This is a genomic window from Pantoea sp. GM01 (genome assembly GCF_000282675.1).
GTDB lineage: Bacteria > Pseudomonadota > Gammaproteobacteria > Enterobacterales > Enterobacteriaceae > Pantoea > Pantoea nemavictus.
In genome coordinates this window covers 1-19,516 of the sequence record NZ_AKIU01000052.1, presented here as the reverse complement: position 1 = coordinate 19,516, position 19,516 = coordinate 1, and the positions used below count along the sequence as shown (strand labels likewise).

Below are 19,516 nucleotides of genomic sequence, written 5' to 3'. Positions count from 1 at the left end.
CAGCCGATGGCGAACGAAAGTCGCTCAGCGCTTAACTGATCGGCATTACGCCATCAATGGCGACCTCACAAAGTCACACCGCTTTTGAAGATGGCTAACTCGCGGAAATCGTTGGTTTCATTGCGCGCCGGTTGGCCATTGGCAATCGCTACAATCATATCGACGAAATCCGCCAGCATCGCCTCCATACTCATGCCTTCAATCAGGCGCCCGGCATTAAAATCGATCCAGTGCGGTTTTTTCTCGGCCAACTGCATATTGGTGGCGATCTTCACCGTTGGTACAAAACCGCCGTACGGCGTGCCGCGTCCGGTAGTAAACAGCACCATATGACAGCCCGCGCCTGCCAGCGCGCTGGTGGCTACCGCATCATTACCCGGCGCGCTCAACAGATTGAGCCCCGGCGTGTGTAAGCGCTCACCGTACTTCAGCACATCCACCACTTGGCTTTGTCCGGCCTTTTGCGTACAGCCAAGCGACTTCTCTTCCAGCGTGGTGATGCCGCCTGCTTTGTTTCCCGGCGATGGGTTCTCGTAGATGGGCTGCTGATGATCGATAAAGTAGCGCTTGAAGTCGTTAATCATCGCCACGGTTTTGTTGAAAGTGGCTTCATCGCGACAACGACTCATCAGAATACGCTCCGCGCCAAACATCTCCGGCACCTCCGTTAACACCGTGGTGCCGCCGTTGGCGATCATCTGATCGGAGAAACAGCCCAGCATCGGGTTGGCAGTGATACCGGAAAAGCCGTCTGAGCCGCCGCATTCCAGACCAAACTTCAGCTCGCTAAGTTTGCCCGGCTGACGCTTGTCCGCACGCATCGCCTGATAAAGCGCATGCAGGCGTTCCAGCCCCGCTTCCACTTCATCATCCTGCTTCTGACACTCCATAAACTGCACGCGATCGCTATCAAAGCCACCGAGCGTTTCGCGGAACACATCGACCTGATTGTTCTCGCAGCCCAGGCCAATCACCAGTACGGCGCCAGCATTGGGGTGCCGCACCATATTTTGCAGCATGGTCCGGGTGTTCTCGTGATCCTGTCCGAGCTGCGAGCAGCCAAACGGATGACTAAACAGGTGCACGCCATCAATACCTTCAGCGTCATGGGTCTCTTTCATAAAGCGTGTCAGGATCTGCCGCGCAATACCGTTTACGCAACCCACGGTGGGCAGGATCCACAGCTCATTGCGGATGCCTACCTCACCGCTGGCACGACGATAGATCTGTACGTCGCGGTCACCGGCCTGTGGCGGCAGCGCGAGAAAATCGGGCTGATAGTCATACTCGTCCACGTCGCTCAGATTGGTGCGTGCATTGCTGGAGTGAATGATTTCACCCGCAGCGATCGGCTGAGTAGCATGGGCGATCGGCAAGCCGTACTTGATCACCAGTTCACCGGCGGCTAAAGGCTGCAGGGCAAACTTGTGACCGCGCCCGACCTCCTGCTGCAAGGTAATCGCTTGTTGATTAATCTCGACCTGGGTATTGGCGGGCAAATCGCGCAACGCTACAGCAACGTTATCGCGTGAATGAATTCTAATGGCATCTTGCATAGCGTTATCTCAGTTGGGTCAGCGCCGTCCGCATCCCGTGGACGATGATGTTTTGCAGGTGTTGGCTTACCGCAGCCACTAATCCTGGCCGCTGAGTGAGATCTTCGCCCCAGTGGTTGGCATCGCTGAGTACCGCGCGCACCAACTGTTCCGGGGTCTGTTTATCGTTATGTACCGCTGGCCATAGCTCAGCAAAACGCTGCAGCCAGTGTTCGTCGTCCTGCAGCGGCCAGCGACGCTCACCCTCTTCACCGCGATAAAATGCCAGCAGCGCGGCAAAGGCGAAGGTCAGACGTGCAGGCCATTGCTCGTTTTGCTGCTGCGCCAGCAGTAGCTGTGGCAGTAAACGGGTACGGAATTTGGTCATGCCGTTTAGGGCAATCGAAAGCAGCGCATGGCGAATAAAGGGATTGCGGAAACGGCGCTGCACCGCGTCGGCGAAGGCGTGCAGCTCATCGCGCGGCAGATCCAGCGTCGGGATCACTTCCTCGCGCAGCAGGGCATCAACAAAGCCGGCAATTTGCGCGTCGTCCATCGCTTCTCCGACGCTCTCCACTCCCGCCTGAAACGCTACCGGCACCAGCGCGGTGTGTGCACCGTTAAGAATCGCCACTTTCTGCGCTTTGTACGGCGTGATGTCATCCACCAGCTTCACTTCCGGCGCCAGCGTGTCAAGCTTCAGCTCCTGAGCCAATGCATCCGGCCCCTGAATCACAAACTGGTAATAGACTTCGCCCGCCACCAGATAGCGATCCTGATAGCCCAACTGCGCCTCAATTGCCGCGCTGTCGGCCGGATAGCCGGTGACAATGCGATCCACCAGCGTGTTGTAGAAAGCACAGTGATCCTGCAGCCAGCGCGCAAACTCCGGCGGCAGCTGCCAATGCTTGATGTAGCGCATTACCAACTCGCGCAGCGTGTCGCCGTTATAATCGATCAGTTCGCAAGGCACGATGAGCCAACCTTTATCGCTGGCCGCAGCAAAGTGGTTAAAGCGCGCCCACAGCAACTGCGTCAGCTTGCCGGGAAACGAGGACGCCGGCGCATCGTCCAGCCGATCCTCTGCGACAAAAACAATGCCGGCTTCGGTGGTATTGGAGAATACAAAGCGCATCTGCGGCGCACGCGCCAACGCAAGAAAATCTTCAAATTGTTGATACGGCTGAATTTCACGATTCACGCTACGAATCAGCCGGGTTTCACTCACCTGCTCACCCGCGGCGTTTAGTCCGCGAATCAGCGTGGTGTATAGACCTTCTTGCTGATTTAGCGTCTCTTCCACTACGCGGTTGCGCGGCCGCACCACGACTACGCCCGCGTCGGTGTGTTGATGCTGATTAAGCCAGTCGAGTTGCCAATCGATAAAGGCACGCAGGAAGTTGCCTTCACCGAACTGGATGACGCGCTCGCTATAGTGCGCTCCGGGGAAATTCTGGCGGTTGAGTCGCTGCATCATCAGGCTCCCAGCTCAATGCCGAAGTAATCGCGCGCATTGTTAAAACTGATGTTCTGCACCATCTGCCCTAACAACGCCTCATCGGCCGGCGCTTCGCCACGTTCTACCCAGTTGCCGATCATCTGGCATAGCAGGCGACGGAAATATTCGTGGCGCGTGTAGGAGAGGAAACTGCGGCTATCGGTGAGCATGCCGACAAAGCGGCTCAGCAGGCCGATTTGCGCCAGCTGGGTCATTTGGCGCTGCATGCCGTCGAGCTGATCGTTGAACCACCACGCCGAACCAAACTGCATCTTGCCCGGTTCGCCTTCACCCTGGAAATTGCCCGCCATGGTGGCCAGCACTTCGTTATCGCGCGGGTTGACGCAGTAGAGGATGGTTTTTGGCAGCGCATTATTGCGGTTCTGCGCATCCAGCAAGCGCGCCAGCGGAATCGCCAGCGGCGCATCGTTGATCGAATCGAAGCCCACATCCGGGCCGAGGATGTCGAACTGGCGGCGATTGGCGTTACGCAGCGCGCCAATGTGATACTGCTGCGCCCAGCCGCGGCGCGCATATTCGCTACCCAGCCACACCAGCACCGCACTTTTAAATTGTGCCGTCTCTTCTGTGGAAGGTGCCGCGCCTTGCAGACGACGCGCCAAAATGGCATCCAACGTGGCTTCATCAGCTTCCGCAAACACCACCGCATCCAGCGCGTGATCGGAGATTTTGCAGCCGTGCGCGGCGAAGTGATCGAGTCGCTGGCTCAAAGCACGGCGCAGATCGTCAAAGCGCTGCACGCTGACATCCGCCACCTGCTCCAGGCGCTGAATCCACGGTAGGAAACTCTCCAGCTCAATATTAAAGGCTTTGTCCGGACGCCAGCTCGGCAGCACTTTGACGCCAAAACTGCTGTCCTGCGCCAGCTTGCGGTGGTGCTGCAGGTCATCGAGCGGATCGTCGGTGGTACCGACCATCTTCACATTCATCTGCTGCATGATGCCGCGTGCGCTAAATGCATCCTGCGCCAGCAGTTCGTTACACTGCTGCCAAATGACATCGGCGCTCTGTTCATTCAGCAGCACGTCAGTGATACCGAAAGGTCGACGTAGTTCAAGGTGCGTCCAGTGATAAAGCGGATTGCCGATGGTATGCGGCACGGTGCGCGCCCAGGCATTGAATTTCTCACGATCGCTGGCATCACCGGTGCACAACGTCTCCGGCACGCCGTTGGCGCGCATTGCTCGCCATTTGTAGTGATCGCCTTTCAGCCAGATGTCATAGAGGTTGGTGAAGCGGTAGTTGTCGGCAATCTGCTGCGGCGGCAAGTGACAGTGATAGTCGAAAATCGGCTGATCTTTAGCGTAGTCATGGTACAGACGACGGGCGAACTCGGTGTCGAGTAGAAAATCCTCACTCATAAAACGCGACATACCTGCTTCCTCTTTGTGGCCAAGTGGCTTTGACTCAAAGTTATCATACCAATTTAGGCGAACGGGATAATTGTTTGCGATCCGACTCACAATAATGACAGTTTCACTGTGGGTATAGAGATGAGCCCGCAGATAACAACAAATAAGCATTTGTTTTTAATTAATTTAAAGATAATAAACTTCGAGGGGAGAAGTTACGCGATAGCATTGAAACTTCAAAGATGTATAACAAGTTGGCACTTGACTCAATTGCTACGCATTTATGGCAGAGGCCAGGAACGTCATGAGTGAGAAAACCAGCCGCTTTCGAATGAAACGTTTAAGCCGTAAGGTAATCCGTTAAGAAAGTTATTAATCCTCTTCGGGCTGGCGCTGGCCAGCCCATTTCCTCTATGCGGCTGAAGTGGTATAACAACTCAACTTTATTCCACAGCGGACGGCGCAATGGACCTGACCGAATCACGACGCTTGTATCAACAGCTCGCCAGCGAACTTAAACGCCGTATTGAAGCAGGCGATTACAGCATCGGCGACAAACTGCCCGCCGAACGTCTGATCGCGGAAGAGATGCAGGTGAGCCGCACCGTGGTGCGCGAAGCGATTATCATGCTGGAAGTGGAAGGTTACGTGGAGGTGCGTAAAGGCTCCGGCATCCACGTGATGAGTAATCAGCAGCAGAATCGCGTGGTGACATCCAGCCAGCTGGAGTTCGCTAATTTCGGTCCCTTCGAGCTGTTACAGGCACGTCAGTTGATTGAGAGTAACGTTGCCGAATTTGCCGCCACGCAGGTGACGCGGCAGGACATTGTGGCACTGATGGCGATTCAGGAAAAAGCACGTCAGGAAGATCACTCGCGCGACTCCGCCTGGGATATGGAGTTTCACGTACGCATCGCGCAATCCACGCAAAACAGCGCCTTAGCGGCGATTGTTGAAAAAATGTGGCTGCATCGTCTGCACAATCCCTACTGGCTCAAATTGCATGAGCATATTGATGCCAAAAATATCACCAGCTGGTGTGACGATCACGACCAGATCCTCAAAGCACTCATACGCAAAGATCCCGCCGCCAGTAAGCTGGCAATGTGGCAACATCTGGAAAACACTAAACAGATGCTGTTCAACGCGACGACTGACGATTTCGAATTTAACGTTGATCGTTACATGTTTGCGGAAAATCCGGTCATCCTGCCGGAAGCTAGCGAAAACCCACGCTGATCCTGCTTATTTTTCAGGCATTTTGTTGCCGAAAAAGTCAGTTAGTCTGCAATAGTGTCAGCTCATGTAAAGCTCCTTTTGACCACCTGCGTCTAAAGGTAAAACTCCTGTGCGGCAGGCACTTTCCCCTGTCTGGATAACGTTATTTTTGTTACAGTTATCGCCCTTTTATTACCCTTTGCGACAGGGCTTTTAAAAGTCGCTGATTTAACAATCAATTCTGGAAGGATCCGGAAACTCCTGCTCAGGCTGCTTATCTAAAATGTATAACCAACGCCAGTCTGCGCCTAAGCCCCTCACGGGCACGTTTAACAATGATGTTCAGGAATGATTGATGGATATTTTGCAAGCATTGCTGCATGCCTTATGGCAGCAGGATTACGAAATGCTCTCCGACCCCACGCTGGTTTGGGCCATTTATGGTGTGTTGTTCATGATTCTGTTTTTAGAAAATGGACTGCTCCCCGCCGCTTTTCTGCCTGGCGACAGTTTACTGATTCTGGTCGGCGTTCTGATTGCTAAAGGCACCATGGGTTTCCCACTTACTCTGCTGATTTTGACCACCGGCGCCAGCCTGGGCTGCTGGGTGAGTTACATCCAGGGGCGATGGCTGGGTAACACGCCCACCGTGCAAAACTGGCTATCGCATTTGCCCGCGCAATATCACCAGCGCGCGCACGCCCTGTTCCATCGCCACGGCTTATCTGCCCTGCTGATTGGTCGCTTTATTGCTTTTGTGCGTACTTTGCTGCCTACCATCGCGGGTCTTTCTGGCCTGAGTAACGCGCGCTTCCAGTTCTTTAACTGGGTAAGTGGCTTCCTGTGGGTACTGATTCTCACCGTGCTGGGCTTCGCGCTGGGCAAAACGCCGATTTTCCGTCGTTACGAAGATGAGTTGATGTTGTGTCTGATGCTGCTGCCGCTGGTGCTGCTGGTGATCGGTCTGGTCGGTTCTTTAGTCGTGCTTTGGCGTAAGCGTCAGTCAACTCGCAACGGGAATTCACAGCCATGATCAAACTCCGTGGATTCCCAAGGCGTTTACTGCCTTGGGCGCTGGGTGGCGCCTTCGCGTTGCTGGCCGTCTGTTTCATTCCGAACTTGATGCAGCATGAAACTGTGGTGCAAATCCGCGTGGCGAATAGCGGCACCAATCTGCCCGATGGTTTTTACCTGTATCAGCAACTTTCCGCGCAGGGCGTGCGTATCAAAAGTATTACGCCCTCTGGCGACGCGCTGGTGATTCATTTTGAGAATGAAGAACAGAGTCTGGCGGCACAGAAAGTTCTGAAACGCCTGTTACCACAAGGCTTCGTTGTGGCTGCCGGCCCACAGGCTTCGCAGCAATATCCTGACGCCACTCGCCCAACATACAGTTAAATGTTACCGCCTGACGCTAAGTCGGGCGGTAAGCTAATCCTCGCTATCCCCGCGTCTTCTTTGAATTTTTTCGTCTGCTGTCTATCCTTAGAGGTAGCGTAAGCCTAAGACATGCTGGGATGCCTCTCCTGTCCAGTCTATGGCAGGTCATCAACAATGGAAGGTTACTACCTGATGAAACATCAATTACTGCTAGGTGCTATTCTTTTCTCACTCTCGGGTTCGCTGCTGGCGGCTGAATCGCTCTGCCAACAAAAAGAGCAAGATATTCAGCGCGAGATCGATATGGCGAAGCAGCATGACAACCAGCGCCGCGTAACCGGGCTGGAGCGTGCGTTGACCGAAGTCCGCGCAGGCTGCACCGATGAGAAACTGAAATCGGCACACAGCGAACGCATCGCAGAGCAGAAGCATAAAATCGCCGAGCGCGAGCGTGAGCTGAAGGAAGAGCGTCAGGACGGCGATAAAGACAAAATTGAGAAGCGCGAACGTAAGCTAGAAGAGGCACAGCACGAACTGAAAAAGCTTGAAGCTGAACCTTATTAATCGGACTTAACTACATGCTGTAAAAGGAGATTTCCATGGCTAAAGAAACAACCTCTGAACATCTGCGCGCTGAATTGAAAAATCTGGCTGATACCCTGGAAGAAGTGCTGAGTAGTTCAGCAGATAAATCCAAAGGCGAGCTGGATAAACTGCGTCATAAAGCGCGTGGTGCTATTGAAAGCTCCCGTGAACGCCTGGGTGATTCTGGCGAACGTATCGCACAAACCACGCGTGAAGCGGCGGAAAAGGCAGATGAATACGTGCGCGACAATCCATGGCACGGCGTAGGCATCGGGGCAGCGGTAGGTATTCTAATCGGCATTTTAATCTCACGGCGTTAATGATGAGTGATAGTCAGCAAAGCCACGGCCCCGGCAAAGGGGTCTTTAACATCGGTCAGCGGATAGTTACCACTTTGGTTAGCATGGTCGAGACGCGTGTCCGACTGGCGATCGTCGAACTGGAAGAGGAGAAGGCAAACCTGATTCAGATGCTGATGATGGTTGGCCTGACCATGCTGTTCACCGCTTTCGGTCTAATGAGCCTGATGGTGCTTATCATCTGGGCGGTCGATGCACAATATCGTCTGATGGCCATCGCGATCACCACTGGCGTGCTGTTTGCGCTGGCGTTGATCTTCGGTTTATGGACTCTTTACAAATCGCGCCAGTCAACGCTGCTGCGTCATACGCGTAAAGAGCTGGATACCGACCGCACGCTGTTGGAGGAGCATCGCTCATGAGCCGCCGCGAACGTGAAGCCCGCATTCACGAACTGCTGAATCAGGTGCAGCAGCAGCGGCTCGATCTGAGCGCCGATGGTCGTGACTGGCTGGCTGGCACCGCGCAGTACGATCGTGGTTGGTTAACCATTATCGGTATGCGTCGTTATCTGGCGATTGGTAGCAGCGCACTGGCCATTTGGTCGATTCGCAGCCCCAATCGTCTGCTGCGCTGGGCTAAGCGCGGTTTTGGCGCCTGGAGCACCTGGCGCATGATCAAATCGACGCTAGAAAAGCGCTAATTCCTCTACTTAAAACCGGATCGTAATGGTCCGGTTTTGTTCCCCTCAAATTTACTGAACAACATTGACAGTTTATCTCGCTTACAACTCTTTCATCCTGCGATTATTATCTCCCTCCATCAGCCCAGTGAACTGAAACAACCGGTTCAAGGGGATTAAAAACCCGCAGGCCAACAACCTGCCACAAAAACCTTGTTGGAGTAGATGATGAAAAAATTCGAAGACTCAGGCCTGCTGGTAGCACGCGTATTAATGACCATTCTGTTTATTACTGCAGGCTGGGGCAAAATCACCGGTTATGCCGGTACCGCACAATATATGCAGGCGATGGGCGTCCCGGGCTTCCTGCTGCCGCTGGTTATTCTGCTGGAGTTCGGCGGCGGTCTGGCGATTCTGTTCGGTTTCCTGACACGCTTTACTGCACTGTTCACCGCTGGCTTCACCCTGCTGACGGCGTTCCTGTTCCACAGCAACTTCGCTGAAGGCGTTAACCAGCTGATGTTCATGAAAAACCTCTCCATCGCCGGTGGTTTCCTGGTGCTGGGCTTGGTTGGTCCAGGTGCTTACAGCATTGACCGCCTGATTCGTCAGCGCGCTCAGCCAGCGACAGCACGCTAAGCAGCACAAGCGTTAGAGAACACATATACTGAATGACAGGGGCGGGGATTTTCCTCGCCCCTTTTTATTATGGAGGGCTTATGGGACAGCTGATTGACGGTGTCTGGCACGACACCTGGTACGATACGAAGTCAACCGGTGGCCGCTTCAAACGCACAGAAGCCGTCTGGCGCAACTGGATTACGGCTGATGGCAGCACAGGACCCACCGGCAACGCGGGCTTCGCCGCCGAACGGGGCCGTTATCATCTGTATGTCTCTCTCGCCTGTCCGTGGGCACATCGCACGCTGTTGATGCGCCAACTCAAAGGATTAGAAGAGATGATTTCGGTTTCGGTGGTACATCCGCTGATGCTGGAGAACGGCTGGACCTTCGACGACAACTTCCCCGATGCCACCGGCGACGCACTGTATCAAAAAGAGTTTCTCTATCAGATCTATCTGCATGCCGATGCGCACTATAGCGGGCGCGTTACCGTCCCGGTGCTGTGGGATAAAACCCAGCAAACCATCGTTAGCAATGAATCTGCAGATATCATGCGCATGCTGAACAGCGCGTTTGATGCGCAAGGCGCTCGCGCGGGCGACTATTATCCAGCTGAACTGCGCGACAAGATTGACGACGTGAATGGCTGGATTTACGACACGGTGAACAACGGCGTCTATAAGAGCGGTTTTGCCACTTCGCAGGCGGCTTACGATGAATCGGTGACGGCGTTGTTCCATTCACTGGCGCGTCTGGAACAGATACTGGGTCAGCATCGCTATCTCACTGGCGATAAGCTTACTGAAGCCGATCTGCGACTTTGGACGACTCTGGTGCGCTTTGATCCGGTCTACGTCACCCACTTTAAGTGCGACCGTCACCGTATCAGCGATTACCGCAATCTCAGCGGCTTCCTGCGCGACATCTACCAAATGCCCGGTATCGCCGATACGGTTAACCTGCCGCATATCCGCCATCACTACTACTGCAGCCACAAAACCATCAATCCAAGCGGCGTTATTTCACTCGGCCCAGCCTTTGACTGGGATGAGCCACACGGCCGGGGCTGATGTACTTAGCCAGCCATCGGAATAAGATGGCTGGTTTCGAGTGGCACAGACGCATAAATCTCACTCAGGCGCTGCTGGAAAATAAGCGGATCGTGCTGAATGCGAATGCGCTCCATCGCCTGGGCTGAGCGCAGACTGATCGCATGTCGATTCTCAACTGCATCCATAATGTGCACTTTTAGCTGTTCCACCAGTGCCTTCCTGATCGCGTCCTTCGCCTGCTGTGAATCAACCGAATATTCATACATCTCGTTAGTCGGATACTCGATTAACCAACCCGCAGTGGCGGGATTAATCTCAGGTAGCGCGCGAATATTGGTACTGATCACCGGGCAACCGCACGCCTGCATTTCGAGAACAGAGAACCCGTAGGTATCTTGCCAGGTGGGCAGCAGCCCCACATCGGTCTGCTGCAACTGCGCTATCACTTCATCAGGTGTCAGACAGGTTTTGTGCTGGAAAATGGGCAGCTTCTGCAGTGAATTTTCAATTTGGCTGTAGAAGACGGCTGAATCCTGAAACTGACGATGCGCAATATTGTGTCGACGAGATACATCACCGATCAGCGTAACCTGCACGCTATCTTGATCGATCTCTCCAGCCTCGAATAATTCCGTAAATGCCAGCACCACTTCGGCCCCTCCTTTGCGGTAAAACTCATTACCTACAAATGTGAACTGCAGTTTATCTGCTGAGACCGCGCGAGGCTGTGATACTAATAAAGGCTGAGGCGGGTGCAACACGCGAATTTTACTGGCGATGGTGTCCTGATAAGCAGGAAAACTGCTCAGCAACTTAAGCTGAATATTGCGTGTCGCCTCTGAAATAGCAATGAGGCCGATGCATGCTGGTGCGGCCACCCATTTCATTTGGGCATGCAGTTCAGGATTATCGACTTTGCTTATGCCAGCAACCGGCAGTACGCGTGGAATCTCCGTTTCAAAGGTGGCGACCCATTTAATTGGGCTAATTGCCACTTCATTAAAAAGATGGATTACCTCAACGTCGGCTGGCATAAAACCCGGTATGCCCTGGAAACGGAATATTTTGTTTTTCTTTGATAATCTTTGTCTGATCGCGTTGAGGTAAAAATAGAGGTTTCTTTTTTTACCATTAATATAGTGATAATCCGCGTTCACCAGGATATTCCGTTTCTCCGGATATCCTTCTCCGCTGGTGATGATCTTCATGATGTTTGCTGAGCCTTAAGCCAAAATGGGGGCCTAATGCAACCAAACTTCTCTGGTCATGACTTCAAGAGCGGTCTTGAAAGTGGGATTATCACTTGGTTTCAAAGACCTCAGGCAAATTTTATTAGGATCATCCCCACTAACAGTAGCCCGACACCTAACCAACCAATGCGGGATAACCTTTGCCCAAACAGTATCCAGCCCGCGGCTACCGTGGCCACTAAACCCAACCCGCCCCATAACGCGTAGGCGACCGTCAAATCGATGCCTTTCACTGCCTGAGCCAACGCGCTGAATGCTGCCAACACCGCAACCAGCGATAACACGCCAAATAGCGGACGACGGAAACCATTCGAGTATTTCAGGAATATATTGGCGACGATCTCCAGGCCAATGGCCAGCACCAGCCACGCAATATGTATCCAGTTAAACGTTGCCATGACGCAGCTCCTTACGGCTCAGCGTGCCCGTTTTAATCAGCACGATGCCAGCAATTAATGTCATCAGACCGGCGACTTTAACAGCGGATAAAACCTCATCGAATAGCAACACGCTAAACAGCGTAATAAATAGAATACCAACGCCTTCCCACATGGCATAAGCCACGCCAAGCGCAATACGCTTAATCGAAAAAGATAAACAAATATAAGATAGTGCAATCATCACCAGCATAAAAATATAACCGGCGTTGCCACCGTTAACACTGGCCCATTTCATGGAAACCGTGCCAATAATCTCCGCCGCGATCGCTAGCGCTAATAAAATCCAATACAGCATGATTTCTCTCCTGAACGAGAAATAAACGCCATCCACGCGAAAATATGCGTGTTAGCAACGTTAAATTAAAGAATGTAGAAAAGGAGAGAGTGGCTCTAAAGCGCGAAGCGCCAGTGCTGATCGCAGATTGGGCAATTGGAGTCAAAGAGAGAAGAAGAGTTACAGGCTTTATTTGGCGCAAACATTTTGTCCATAAAATTACAACTTATCCACGTTGTTGCTTCTCGTCAGTGTGGATTAAATTTGTCCTCAGTAGTTATACACGCGCCTATTCTGGCATAGCCTCAAGTCTATTTTCCGGGATTTTCATTTCTTTACGTGAGAGGACTTAATTATTCCTATGCGATTTTGTGGCCTCACCCACGGGAGAGGAAACCGATGGTTGCAGTCTGACAGCTCGCGCGATCGGTCCCTTCTCCCGGTTCTCCCGGCTGCGGGAGAAGGTTAGGATGAGGGACAGCACGCACCCAACCCGCATAAAACACAAAACCCGCCGAAGCGGGTTTTGTGTTTAAAAAAGTCGAAACTGACCGATAAGCCGGGTTCTGTCGTGGACAGTCATTCATCTAGGCCAGCAATCGCTCACTGGCTCAAGCAGCCTACCCGGGTTCAGTACGGGCCGTACCTTGTGAACCCCTATTTGGCCTTGCTCCGGGTGGAGTTTACCGTGCCACGAACTGTTGCCAGCCGCGCGGTGCGCTCTTACCGCACCCTTTCACCCTTACCTGATCCCATTACTGGGCCATCGGCGGTTTGCTCTCTGTTGCACTGGTCGTAGGCTTGCGCCCCCCAGGCGTTACCTGGCACCCTGCCCTATGGAGCCCGGACTTTCCTCCCCTTTGCCCGTCTCCCCCCGAAAGAGGACGACGACAAAGCGGCGACTGTCTAGTCAGCTTCGGCGCGGGATAATAGGCGATCCGCCGCCGTTTGTCACGCCTCTTGCTGCTCCAGCGCGTACTTATAGAGTGCGTTCTTCTTAACGCCATGAATTTCCGCCGTCAGCGCGGCCGCTTTCTTCAATGGCAGTTCTTTTTGCAACAGCGCCAGGGTACGCAGCGCTTCGGCGGGCAGCGCCTCTTCATCGGCCTTATGGCCTTCGACAATCAGCACCATCTCGCCTTTACGGCGGTTCTCATCTTCCAGCACCCATGCCAGCAGCTCGCCCACCGGCGCCCCATGCAGTGACTCCCAGGTTTTGGTCAACTCACGCGCCAACACCACATAGCGTTCACCGCCCCAGACGCTGACCATATCCTGCAGGCTATCGATAAGCCGATGTGTCGACTCGTAGAAAATCAGCGTTCGTGGCTCTTCACCCAGCGCGCGCAGCACATCACAGCGCCCTTTACTTTTGGCCGGCAGAAATCCTTCGTAACAGAAACGATCGGACGGTAATCCCGCCGCGCTTAATGCTGTGATCGCGGCGCAGGCGCCAGGTAACGGCACTACGCGCACGCCCGCTTCACGGCAGCGACGCACCAAATGATAGCCAGGATCGTTGATTAACGGCGTGCCCGCATCGGAGACCAGCGCGATGCTTTGGCCCTCTTGCAGCCTGGCTAAAAGCACCTCGGCTTTCTGCTGTTCGTTGTGGTCGTGAAGTGCGAAGAGTCGCGCATTGATGGCGAAATGTTGTAGCAACAGCCCGGTATGACGTGTATCTTCCGCTGCGACTAGATCGACGCTTGAGAGCACCGTCAACGCTCGTTGAGTGATATCACCCAGGTTACCGATCGGGGTAGGAACGATATAGAGCGTGCTGGCAGAAATCTCTGCCCGATCGAGTTGTTTCATTGTTTCATCCGAATTGCCGATTTAATATTGAGCATCTTGAAAAAAACATCACTGGATACAGTATGCTTCCTTCAAAAGTCGTACGTCATAAAGCAGGACGCTTAGTACCTGTTCTTCTCGCTGGGCTGATTTTAGCCGCATGTAGTGGTCAGGGACCGCAACAAACCTCTAACGTCAATATTCAGGGTCCTGCGACAGGCCGATCTGACTATTATCTGCAGCAGGTGCAGCAAAGCAGCGATGATAGCAAGACCGACTGGCAATTACTTGCCATCCGTGCCCTGTTGAAGGAAGGAAAGTATCCGCAGGCGGCGAATCAGCTCAATCAACTGCCGCAGCAACTGAGTGATGTGCAACAGCAAGAACTGCTACTGCTGCGCGCACAGATGCAGATTGGCCAGCAGGATTACAGCGGTGCGCAGCAGCTGCTTGGCCAGGTGAAAAGCGGCGACTTATCGTCAGATCAGCAGGTGCGCTACTACGCGCTGCAAATCGCAGCGGCACAAAATCGTCCGTCGCTCGCGCTGCTGCGCGCCTATATTGCTCAGGAACCGCTGCTGAAAGGGGCCGATCACCTCAGCAATATTGATGCGACCTGGCAAGCGCTGACGCAGATGACTCAGGATCAAATCAACAGTCTGGTCATCAATGCGGATGAAAACACGCTGCAAGGCTGGCTGGATCTACTGAACACCTGGCGCGCAAACAGCCAGGATCCACAGATGTTGAAAGCGGCGATACAGGACTGGCAAACGCGTTATCCGCAGAATCCGGGCGCGAAAACCCTGCCAACCCAGCTTAGCCAGGTACAGAATTTCACTAAAGCCTCCACCGACACCATTGCCCTGCTGCTGCCACTCAACGGCCAGGCGCAAGTGTTTGCTAACGCGATCCAGAAAGGCTTCACCGATGCCCGTAATGGCGTGCTCAATGCGCCTGCGCCACAAGCGGCCCCAGCACCTGCCGCAGCCGATGCCAATGCTCAACCTTCCGCTGACAGTAATACTGAGGCGAACAGCGTGGTGAGCCCAGCCATGGCGGGTAACACACCGCAGCAAACTGAACAGCCGCAGCCTGCCGCTCAGCCCGCAGCAGCCCAGGCCGACAGCAATGCGCAGGTGAAAGTGTATGACACCAGTAGCCAGCCGATAGCCCAGGTCATGCAGCAGGCCCAGCAGGATGGCGCCACACTGGTGGTTGGCCCGCTGTTGAAAAACGACGTGGAACAGGTGGTTAATAGCCAAACGGCGCTGAACGTATTGGCGTTGAATGAGCCAGAACAGATCCAGAACCATCCGAATATTTGTTATTTTGCGCTTTCTCCTGAAGACGAAGCGCGCGATGCCGCGCACCATATCTACGATCAGGGCAAACGTCAGCCGCTGCTGCTGGTTCCACGTAGCAGTTATGGCGATCGCATCAGCAAAGCGTTTGCGCAGGAGTGGCAAAAGCTGGGTGGTTCAACCGTGCTGCAGCAGCGTTTTGGTGGCGTGGCAGAACTGAAACAAGGTATCAATAGCGGTGCAGGTATCGCGCTAAGCGGTACGCCGTTGACCGTTGAGCCAGAGCAATCACAGGGTGTAGCGATTGCCGGCCTGACGATTCCGGCCCCACAAGCTAGCGCACCGGCGCCCACCGCCGATACCAGCGGCGGCAGCGTAGATGCGGTGTACATTGTTGCCAGCCAGGATGAGCTGCAGCTGATCAAGCCGATGATTGCGATGCGCACCAGCAGCCGTAACAATACCGCGCTGTACGCCAGTTCACGCAGCGCGCAGGCCGGGGCTGGACCCGATTTCCGTCTGGAGATGGATGGTTTGCAATTCAGCGATATTCCGCTGCTGTCCGGCAGTAATCCGGGTCTGATGCAGCAGGCGGCGAAGTCGTTTAACAACGATTATTCGCTGGTTCGTCTCTACGCGATGGGCATTGATGCCTGGACGCTGGCGAATCACTTTAACCAGATGCGTCAGGTGCCAGGCTTTGCCATTGATGGCAACACCGGCAAGCTGAACGCCGACACGGATTGCGTGATCAACAGGAAGTTGGCATGGAACCAATATCGTCAGGGACAGATCGTTCCGGTGCAGTAAACCGCCAGCGTATTGGCGCTGAGCAGGAACAACTGGCGCGCCGCTATCTGGAGCGCGCCGGGCTGCAGTGGTTCGCCAGCAATGTGCACTGTCGCAGCGGGGAAATTGACCTGATTATGCGCGACGCCGATTGTTGGGTTTTTGTTGAAGTGCGCTATCGGCGCGATGCCCGCTACGGCGGTGCCGCCGCCAGCGTCACGCGTCAGAAACAACAAAAGCTGCTGCGTGCCGCCGCGCTCTGGTTGCTGGCGCGCGGCGGTAGTTTTGATACGGTGAATTGCCGTTTTGACATCATTGCCATTACCGGGCGTGAGCTGGAGTGGCTGCCCGATGCCTTTAATGCCGATGGATAGAACCAGGTGGTCTTGTGCAGGACAGAATTAAAGCGTGTTTTACCGAGAGTATTCAGACCCAAATCGCCGCAGCCGAAGCGCTGCCCGATGCGATTTCCCGCGCCGCGATGACGCTGGTGCAGTCGCTGCTGAACGGTAACAAAATCCTTAGCTGCGGTAACGGTGCGTCGTCGGCCAACGCCCAGCATTTTGCGGCCAGCATGATCAACCGTTTTGAGACGGAACGTCCCAGCCTGCCTGCGCTGGCGCTGAGCGCTGATAATGTGATGCTGACGGCGATTGGTAACGATCGTCTGCACGATGAAATTTACGCCAAGCAGGTTCGAGCGCTTGGTCAGGCTGGTGATGTACTGCTGGCCATTTCTACCCGTGGCAACACCCGCGATATCGTTAAAGCGGTTGAAGCTGCGGTTACCCGCGATATGACCATCGTTGCGTTAACCGGCCATGACGGCGGTGAGCTGGCGGGCCTGCTCGGTCCGCATGATGTGGAAATTCGCATTCCATCACATCGCAGTGCCCGCATTCAGGAGATGCATATGCTGACGCTGAACTGCCTGTGCGATTTGATTGATAACACTTTATTCCCACACCAGGAATGACTGAAGGAGCTCAAATGAAAGCATTGAACGCTGTCGCCATTCTCTTAACCGCCCTGCTGCTGCAAGGCTGTGTCGCCGTGGTCGCAGGCAGTGCTGCCGTGGCCACGAAAACCGCCACCGACCCGCGCACCGTGGGCACGCAGGTGGATGACGGTACGCTGGAGCTACGCGTCACCAACGCGCTGGCAAAAGATGAACAAATCAAAAATCAGGCACGCGTGGTGGTGACAGCCTATCAGGGCAAAGTGCTGCTGACCGGCCAATCGCCGACCCCGGACCTGGCGAGCCGCGCTAAGCAGATCGCTATGGGCGTTGATGGCGCCACCGAGGTGTACAACGAAATCCGTAGCGGCCAGAAAGTCAGCTTCGGCACCTCGTCGTCAGATACCTGGATCACCACCAAAATCCGCTCACAGCTGCTGGGTAGCGATCAGGTGAAATCATCCAACGTGAAAGTGACCACCGAAAACGGTGAAGTGTTCCTGCTGGGTCTGGTAACAGCACAGGAAGCGCAGGCAGCGGCGGATGTCGCCAGCCGAGTGAGCGGCGTGAAGCATGTCACCACCGCTTTCACTATTCTTAAGTAAGCGTTGAAGCAGAACATCAGGGCGACTTCGGTCGCCCTTTTTTATGCCGGAAGATCAATCACCAGCGCGCGCAGCGGCGTTCTGGCCTGCAAACTGATCTGATGCTCATCACTAAGAAACGCCCCGTCACCGCAGCTCAGCGGCTGCTGATTGGCGCTGCTTGCCTGTACGTCCAGCGAACCGTGAATCGATTGCAGATAAGCACGCGGCCCGTGCAGTTTCACGGTGAACTGCTCGCCAGGCGCTAACGTCACCTGATGCACCCACACCTGCTGGCGCAGTTGCAGGCTGCCATGCGCGCCATCGGGTGAGGCGATCAGCACGCTGGTTTGCTGCGACACGTCGAGTTTTTGCAACAGCGGATTTTCACGCTCCGGGCAAGCCGCTAACCACAGCTGCATGCGGGTTAACGGGCGATCTTTACTGATATTGATTTCGCTGTAGTTCACGTTCTGACGGGCAGAAAGCAGCATCGCCTCGCCTTCACGCGCAATGAGATGATTGCCTTCGCTATCGCGATACTCGGCTTCACCCTGCAATACCAAATTCAGCACATCGACCTGCGGATAGCTGCGCGGTTGAAACGCGGCGCCCGGTGCCAGAATTTCCTGGTTAAGCACGCGCAAAGACGCGTAGCCCATTAATTTTGGATCAAAATAGTGGCCAAATGAGAAGCTGTAGCGCGCCTGCAACCAACCGAAATCGGCCTGGCCACATGCGGACGCGCAGCGGGTTGTCATCATGATAATCCTCCGACGCGCTGCGGTGAGAGTCGACCGCAGGCTTGATGAGATCATGGTAAAAGTCTGGACGCCGGATTGTAAGCCAGTTAATCTGCCTGGCATGTTCAAATTTACTGACAGAGAATCGGCATGGCAAAAGACCGCGCGTTAACACTCGAAGCTCTACGTGTGATGGATGCGATTGACCGTCGTGGCAGTTTTGCCGCTGCGGCCGATGAACTGGGCCGCGTCCCTTCCGCTTTAAGCTACACCATGCAGAAGCTGGAGGAAGAGCTGGATGTGGTGCTGTTTGACCGCTCAGGTCACCGCACCAAGTTCACTAACGTCGGGCGCATGCTGCTGGAGCGTGGTCGCGTACTGCTGGAAGCCGCCGATAAACTCACCACCGATGCCGAAGCGTTGGCACGCGGTTGGGAGACACATCTCACCATCGTTGCCGAGGCGCTGGTTCCCACCGATCGTCTGTTTCCCTTAGTCGAGAAGCTGTCAGAAAAAGCCAACACGCAGATTTCGCTGGTCACCGAGGTGTTAGCGGGTGCCTGGGAGCGGCTGGAGCAAGGGCGCGCGGATATCGTGATTGCCCCGGATATGCATTTTCGCGCCTCGACCGAGATCAATACCCGCAAGCTCTACAGCATTATGAGCGTGTATGTTGCCAGCCCGGATCACCCGATTCATCAGGAAGCGGAACCGCTCTCCGAAGTGACGCGCGTGAAATACCGCGGCATCGCGGTGGCAGATACCGCACGTGAACGTCCGGTGCTCACGGTGCAGCTGCTGGATAAGCAGCAGCGCCTGACGGTAAGCAGCATGGACGATAAGCGTCGCGCGCTGTTAGCCGGTTTGGGCGTCGCGACCATGCCGTATCCGATGGTGGAGCAGGATATTGCGGAAGGCCGTTTACGTGTGGTGAGCGCGGAGTATACGCGTGAAGTAGACATAATTATGGCGTGGCGCCGTGACAGCATGGGCGAAGCCAAAGCCTGGTGTTTGCGCGAGATCCCCCGATTGCTGGCGAAACGCGGTTAAGTAGGTTCTGGCTGTCCCCCTCCTCGGTCCTCCCCCATAAATGGGGGAGGAAGATGCTGCCATATGTCAGTGCTGAAGCTGCAT

At 54.6% G+C, this 19,516-nt stretch carries 22 protein-coding genes and 1 other RNA gene; 14 read left to right on the top strand and 9 right to left on the bottom strand.

Going from position 1 to position 19,516, the window contains the following annotated elements; translation table 11 throughout:
* Positions 1 to 65: 65 nt before the first annotated feature.
* Genes PMI17_RS15440 through uxaC form a run of 3 tightly spaced genes read right to left on the bottom strand, consistent with a single transcriptional unit; the run spans position 66 to position 4,427 of the window.
* The gene (locus tag PMI17_RS15440; protein WP_007890370.1) at positions 66 to 1,556 is read right to left on the bottom strand and encodes a UxaA family hydrolase; all 1,491 of its coding nucleotides are present in this window, start codon (positions 1,554 to 1,556) and stop codon (positions 66 to 68) included.
* A gap of 4 nt (positions 1,557 to 1,560) precedes the next feature.
* A complete protein-coding gene (locus PMI17_RS15435) occupies positions 1,561 to 3,009 on the bottom strand; it encodes a tagaturonate reductase (RefSeq protein ID WP_007890369.1) in 1,449 nt (482 codons plus the stop codon).
* A 2-nt stretch (positions 3,010 to 3,011) separates the two neighbouring features.
* Complete coding sequence (gene uxaC / locus PMI17_RS15430) at positions 3,012 to 4,427, bottom strand: glucuronate isomerase (RefSeq protein WP_007890368.1); 1,416 nt, start codon at positions 4,425 to 4,427, stop codon at positions 3,012 to 3,014.
* Positions 4,428 to 4,871: 444 nt separating this feature from the next.
* On the opposite strand from uxaC, the gene exuR reads away from it, so the two are divergent.
* From exuR to PMI17_RS15385, 9 genes are all read left to right on the top strand, one after another.
* Entirely contained in the window at positions 4,872 to 5,645 is a 774-nt protein-coding gene (exuR, locus tag PMI17_RS15425; protein ID WP_007890367.1) for a transcriptional regulator ExuR, read from the top strand.
* Between the two features lie 334 nt (positions 5,646 to 5,979).
* Positions 5,980 to 6,657 carry a DedA family protein gene (locus PMI17_RS15420; protein ID WP_007890366.1) on the top strand — a complete coding sequence of 226 codons (678 nt, stop codon included), beginning with the start codon at positions 5,980 to 5,982 and terminating at the stop codon, positions 6,655 to 6,657.
* The gene (mzrA, locus tag PMI17_RS15415; RefSeq protein WP_007890365.1) at positions 6,654 to 7,022 is read left to right on the top strand and encodes an EnvZ/OmpR regulon moderator MzrA; all 369 of its coding nucleotides are present in this window, start codon (positions 6,654 to 6,656) and stop codon (positions 7,020 to 7,022) included. The genes PMI17_RS15420 and mzrA overlap by 4 nt, the downstream gene beginning before the upstream one ends.
* Positions 7,023 to 7,196: 174 nt before the next feature.
* The gene (locus PMI17_RS15410) at positions 7,197 to 7,568 is read left to right on the top strand and encodes a DUF1090 domain-containing protein (RefSeq protein ID WP_152929102.1); all 372 of its coding nucleotides are present in this window, start codon (positions 7,197 to 7,199) and stop codon (positions 7,566 to 7,568) included.
* Between the two features lie 35 nt (positions 7,569 to 7,603).
* Positions 7,604 to 7,909 carry a YqjD family protein gene (locus tag PMI17_RS15405; protein ID WP_007890363.1) on the top strand — a complete coding sequence of 102 codons (306 nt, stop codon included), beginning with the start codon at positions 7,604 to 7,606 and terminating at the stop codon, positions 7,907 to 7,909.
* Between the two features lie 2 nt (positions 7,910 to 7,911).
* Positions 7,912 to 8,310, top strand: a complete 399-nt coding sequence (locus PMI17_RS15400; protein WP_180822553.1) for a phage holin family protein — start codon at positions 7,912 to 7,914, stop codon at positions 8,308 to 8,310.
* Positions 8,307 to 8,591, top strand: a complete 285-nt coding sequence (locus tag PMI17_RS15395) for a YqjK-like family protein (protein ID WP_007890361.1) — start codon at positions 8,307 to 8,309, stop codon at positions 8,589 to 8,591. Before PMI17_RS15400 ends, PMI17_RS15395 begins: the two co-directional genes overlap by 4 nt.
* Positions 8,592 to 8,798: 207 nt before the next feature.
* Positions 8,799 to 9,209: a DoxX family protein gene (locus tag PMI17_RS15390; protein ID WP_007890360.1), complete on the top strand. Its 411-nt coding sequence runs from the start codon at positions 8,799 to 8,801 to the stop codon at positions 9,207 to 9,209.
* Positions 9,210 to 9,289: 80 nt separating this feature from the next.
* Positions 9,290 to 10,264, top strand: a complete 975-nt coding sequence (locus PMI17_RS15385; RefSeq protein WP_007890359.1) for a glutathione S-transferase family protein — start codon at positions 9,290 to 9,292, stop codon at positions 10,262 to 10,264.
* A 5-nt stretch (positions 10,265 to 10,269) separates the two neighbouring features.
* Here PMI17_RS15385 and PMI17_RS15380 read toward each other — a convergent pair whose 3' ends face one another.
* The 5 genes from PMI17_RS15380 to rsmI all read right to left on the bottom strand — a co-directional run bounded on the left by PMI17_RS15380 (position 10,270) and on the right by rsmI (position 14,025).
* Entirely contained in the window at positions 10,270 to 11,454 is a 1,185-nt protein-coding gene (locus PMI17_RS15380; RefSeq protein ID WP_007890358.1) for a glycosyltransferase, read from the bottom strand.
* A gap of 110 nt (positions 11,455 to 11,564) precedes the next feature.
* Positions 11,565 to 11,894, bottom strand: coding sequence for a multidrug/spermidine efflux SMR transporter subunit MdtI (gene mdtI, locus PMI17_RS15375; protein WP_007890357.1), 330 nt, complete (start codon positions 11,892 to 11,894; stop codon positions 11,565 to 11,567).
* Positions 11,881 to 12,231 (bottom strand): multidrug/spermidine efflux SMR transporter subunit MdtJ, encoded by a 351-nt coding sequence (gene mdtJ, locus PMI17_RS15370; RefSeq protein ID WP_007890356.1) that lies wholly within the window; start codon positions 12,229 to 12,231, stop codon positions 11,881 to 11,883. Before mdtJ ends, mdtI begins: the two co-directional genes overlap by 14 nt.
* Positions 12,232 to 12,749: 518 nt before the next feature.
* Positions 12,750 to 13,128, bottom strand: an RNA gene (gene rnpB / locus PMI17_RS24520) — RNase P RNA component class A.
* Between the two features lie 33 nt (positions 13,129 to 13,161).
* Positions 13,162 to 14,025, bottom strand: a complete 864-nt coding sequence (gene rsmI, locus PMI17_RS15365) for a 16S rRNA (cytidine(1402)-2'-O)-methyltransferase (protein WP_007890355.1) — start codon at positions 14,023 to 14,025, stop codon at positions 13,162 to 13,164.
* Between the two features lie 62 nt (positions 14,026 to 14,087).
* Here rsmI and PMI17_RS15360 point away from each other — a divergent pair, with 62 nt between their 5' ends.
* From PMI17_RS15360 to dolP, 4 genes are read left to right on the top strand one after another with little or no spacing between them, the layout of a single operon-like run.
* Positions 14,088 to 16,118: a penicillin-binding protein activator gene (locus PMI17_RS15360; protein ID WP_007890354.1), complete on the top strand. Its 2,031-nt coding sequence runs from the start codon at positions 14,088 to 14,090 to the stop codon at positions 16,116 to 16,118.
* A complete protein-coding gene (locus PMI17_RS15355; protein WP_007890353.1) occupies positions 16,076 to 16,471 on the top strand; it encodes a YraN family protein in 396 nt (131 codons plus the stop codon). The genes PMI17_RS15360 and PMI17_RS15355 overlap by 43 nt, the downstream gene beginning before the upstream one ends.
* A gap of 14 nt (positions 16,472 to 16,485) precedes the next feature.
* Positions 16,486 to 17,073, top strand: coding sequence for a DnaA initiator-associating protein DiaA (diaA, locus tag PMI17_RS15350; RefSeq protein WP_007890352.1), 588 nt, complete (start codon positions 16,486 to 16,488; stop codon positions 17,071 to 17,073).
* Positions 17,074 to 17,087: 14 nt separating this feature from the next.
* Positions 17,088 to 17,660 (top strand): division/outer membrane stress-associated lipid-binding lipoprotein, encoded by a 573-nt coding sequence (gene dolP, locus PMI17_RS15345; protein ID WP_007890351.1) that lies wholly within the window; start codon positions 17,088 to 17,090, stop codon positions 17,658 to 17,660.
* 41 nt (positions 17,661 to 17,701) lie between these two features.
* On the opposite strand, the gene PMI17_RS15340 is transcribed toward dolP, so the two are convergent.
* Positions 17,702 to 18,403, bottom strand: coding sequence for a pirin family protein (locus tag PMI17_RS15340; RefSeq protein ID WP_007890350.1), 702 nt, complete (start codon positions 18,401 to 18,403; stop codon positions 17,702 to 17,704).
* Between the two features lie 129 nt (positions 18,404 to 18,532).
* Between PMI17_RS15340 and PMI17_RS15335 the strand changes: the two genes are divergently transcribed.
* The gene (locus tag PMI17_RS15335; RefSeq protein WP_007890349.1) at positions 18,533 to 19,432 is read left to right on the top strand and encodes a LysR family transcriptional regulator; all 900 of its coding nucleotides are present in this window, start codon (positions 18,533 to 18,535) and stop codon (positions 19,430 to 19,432) included.
* Positions 19,433 to 19,516: the final 84 nt, after the last annotated feature.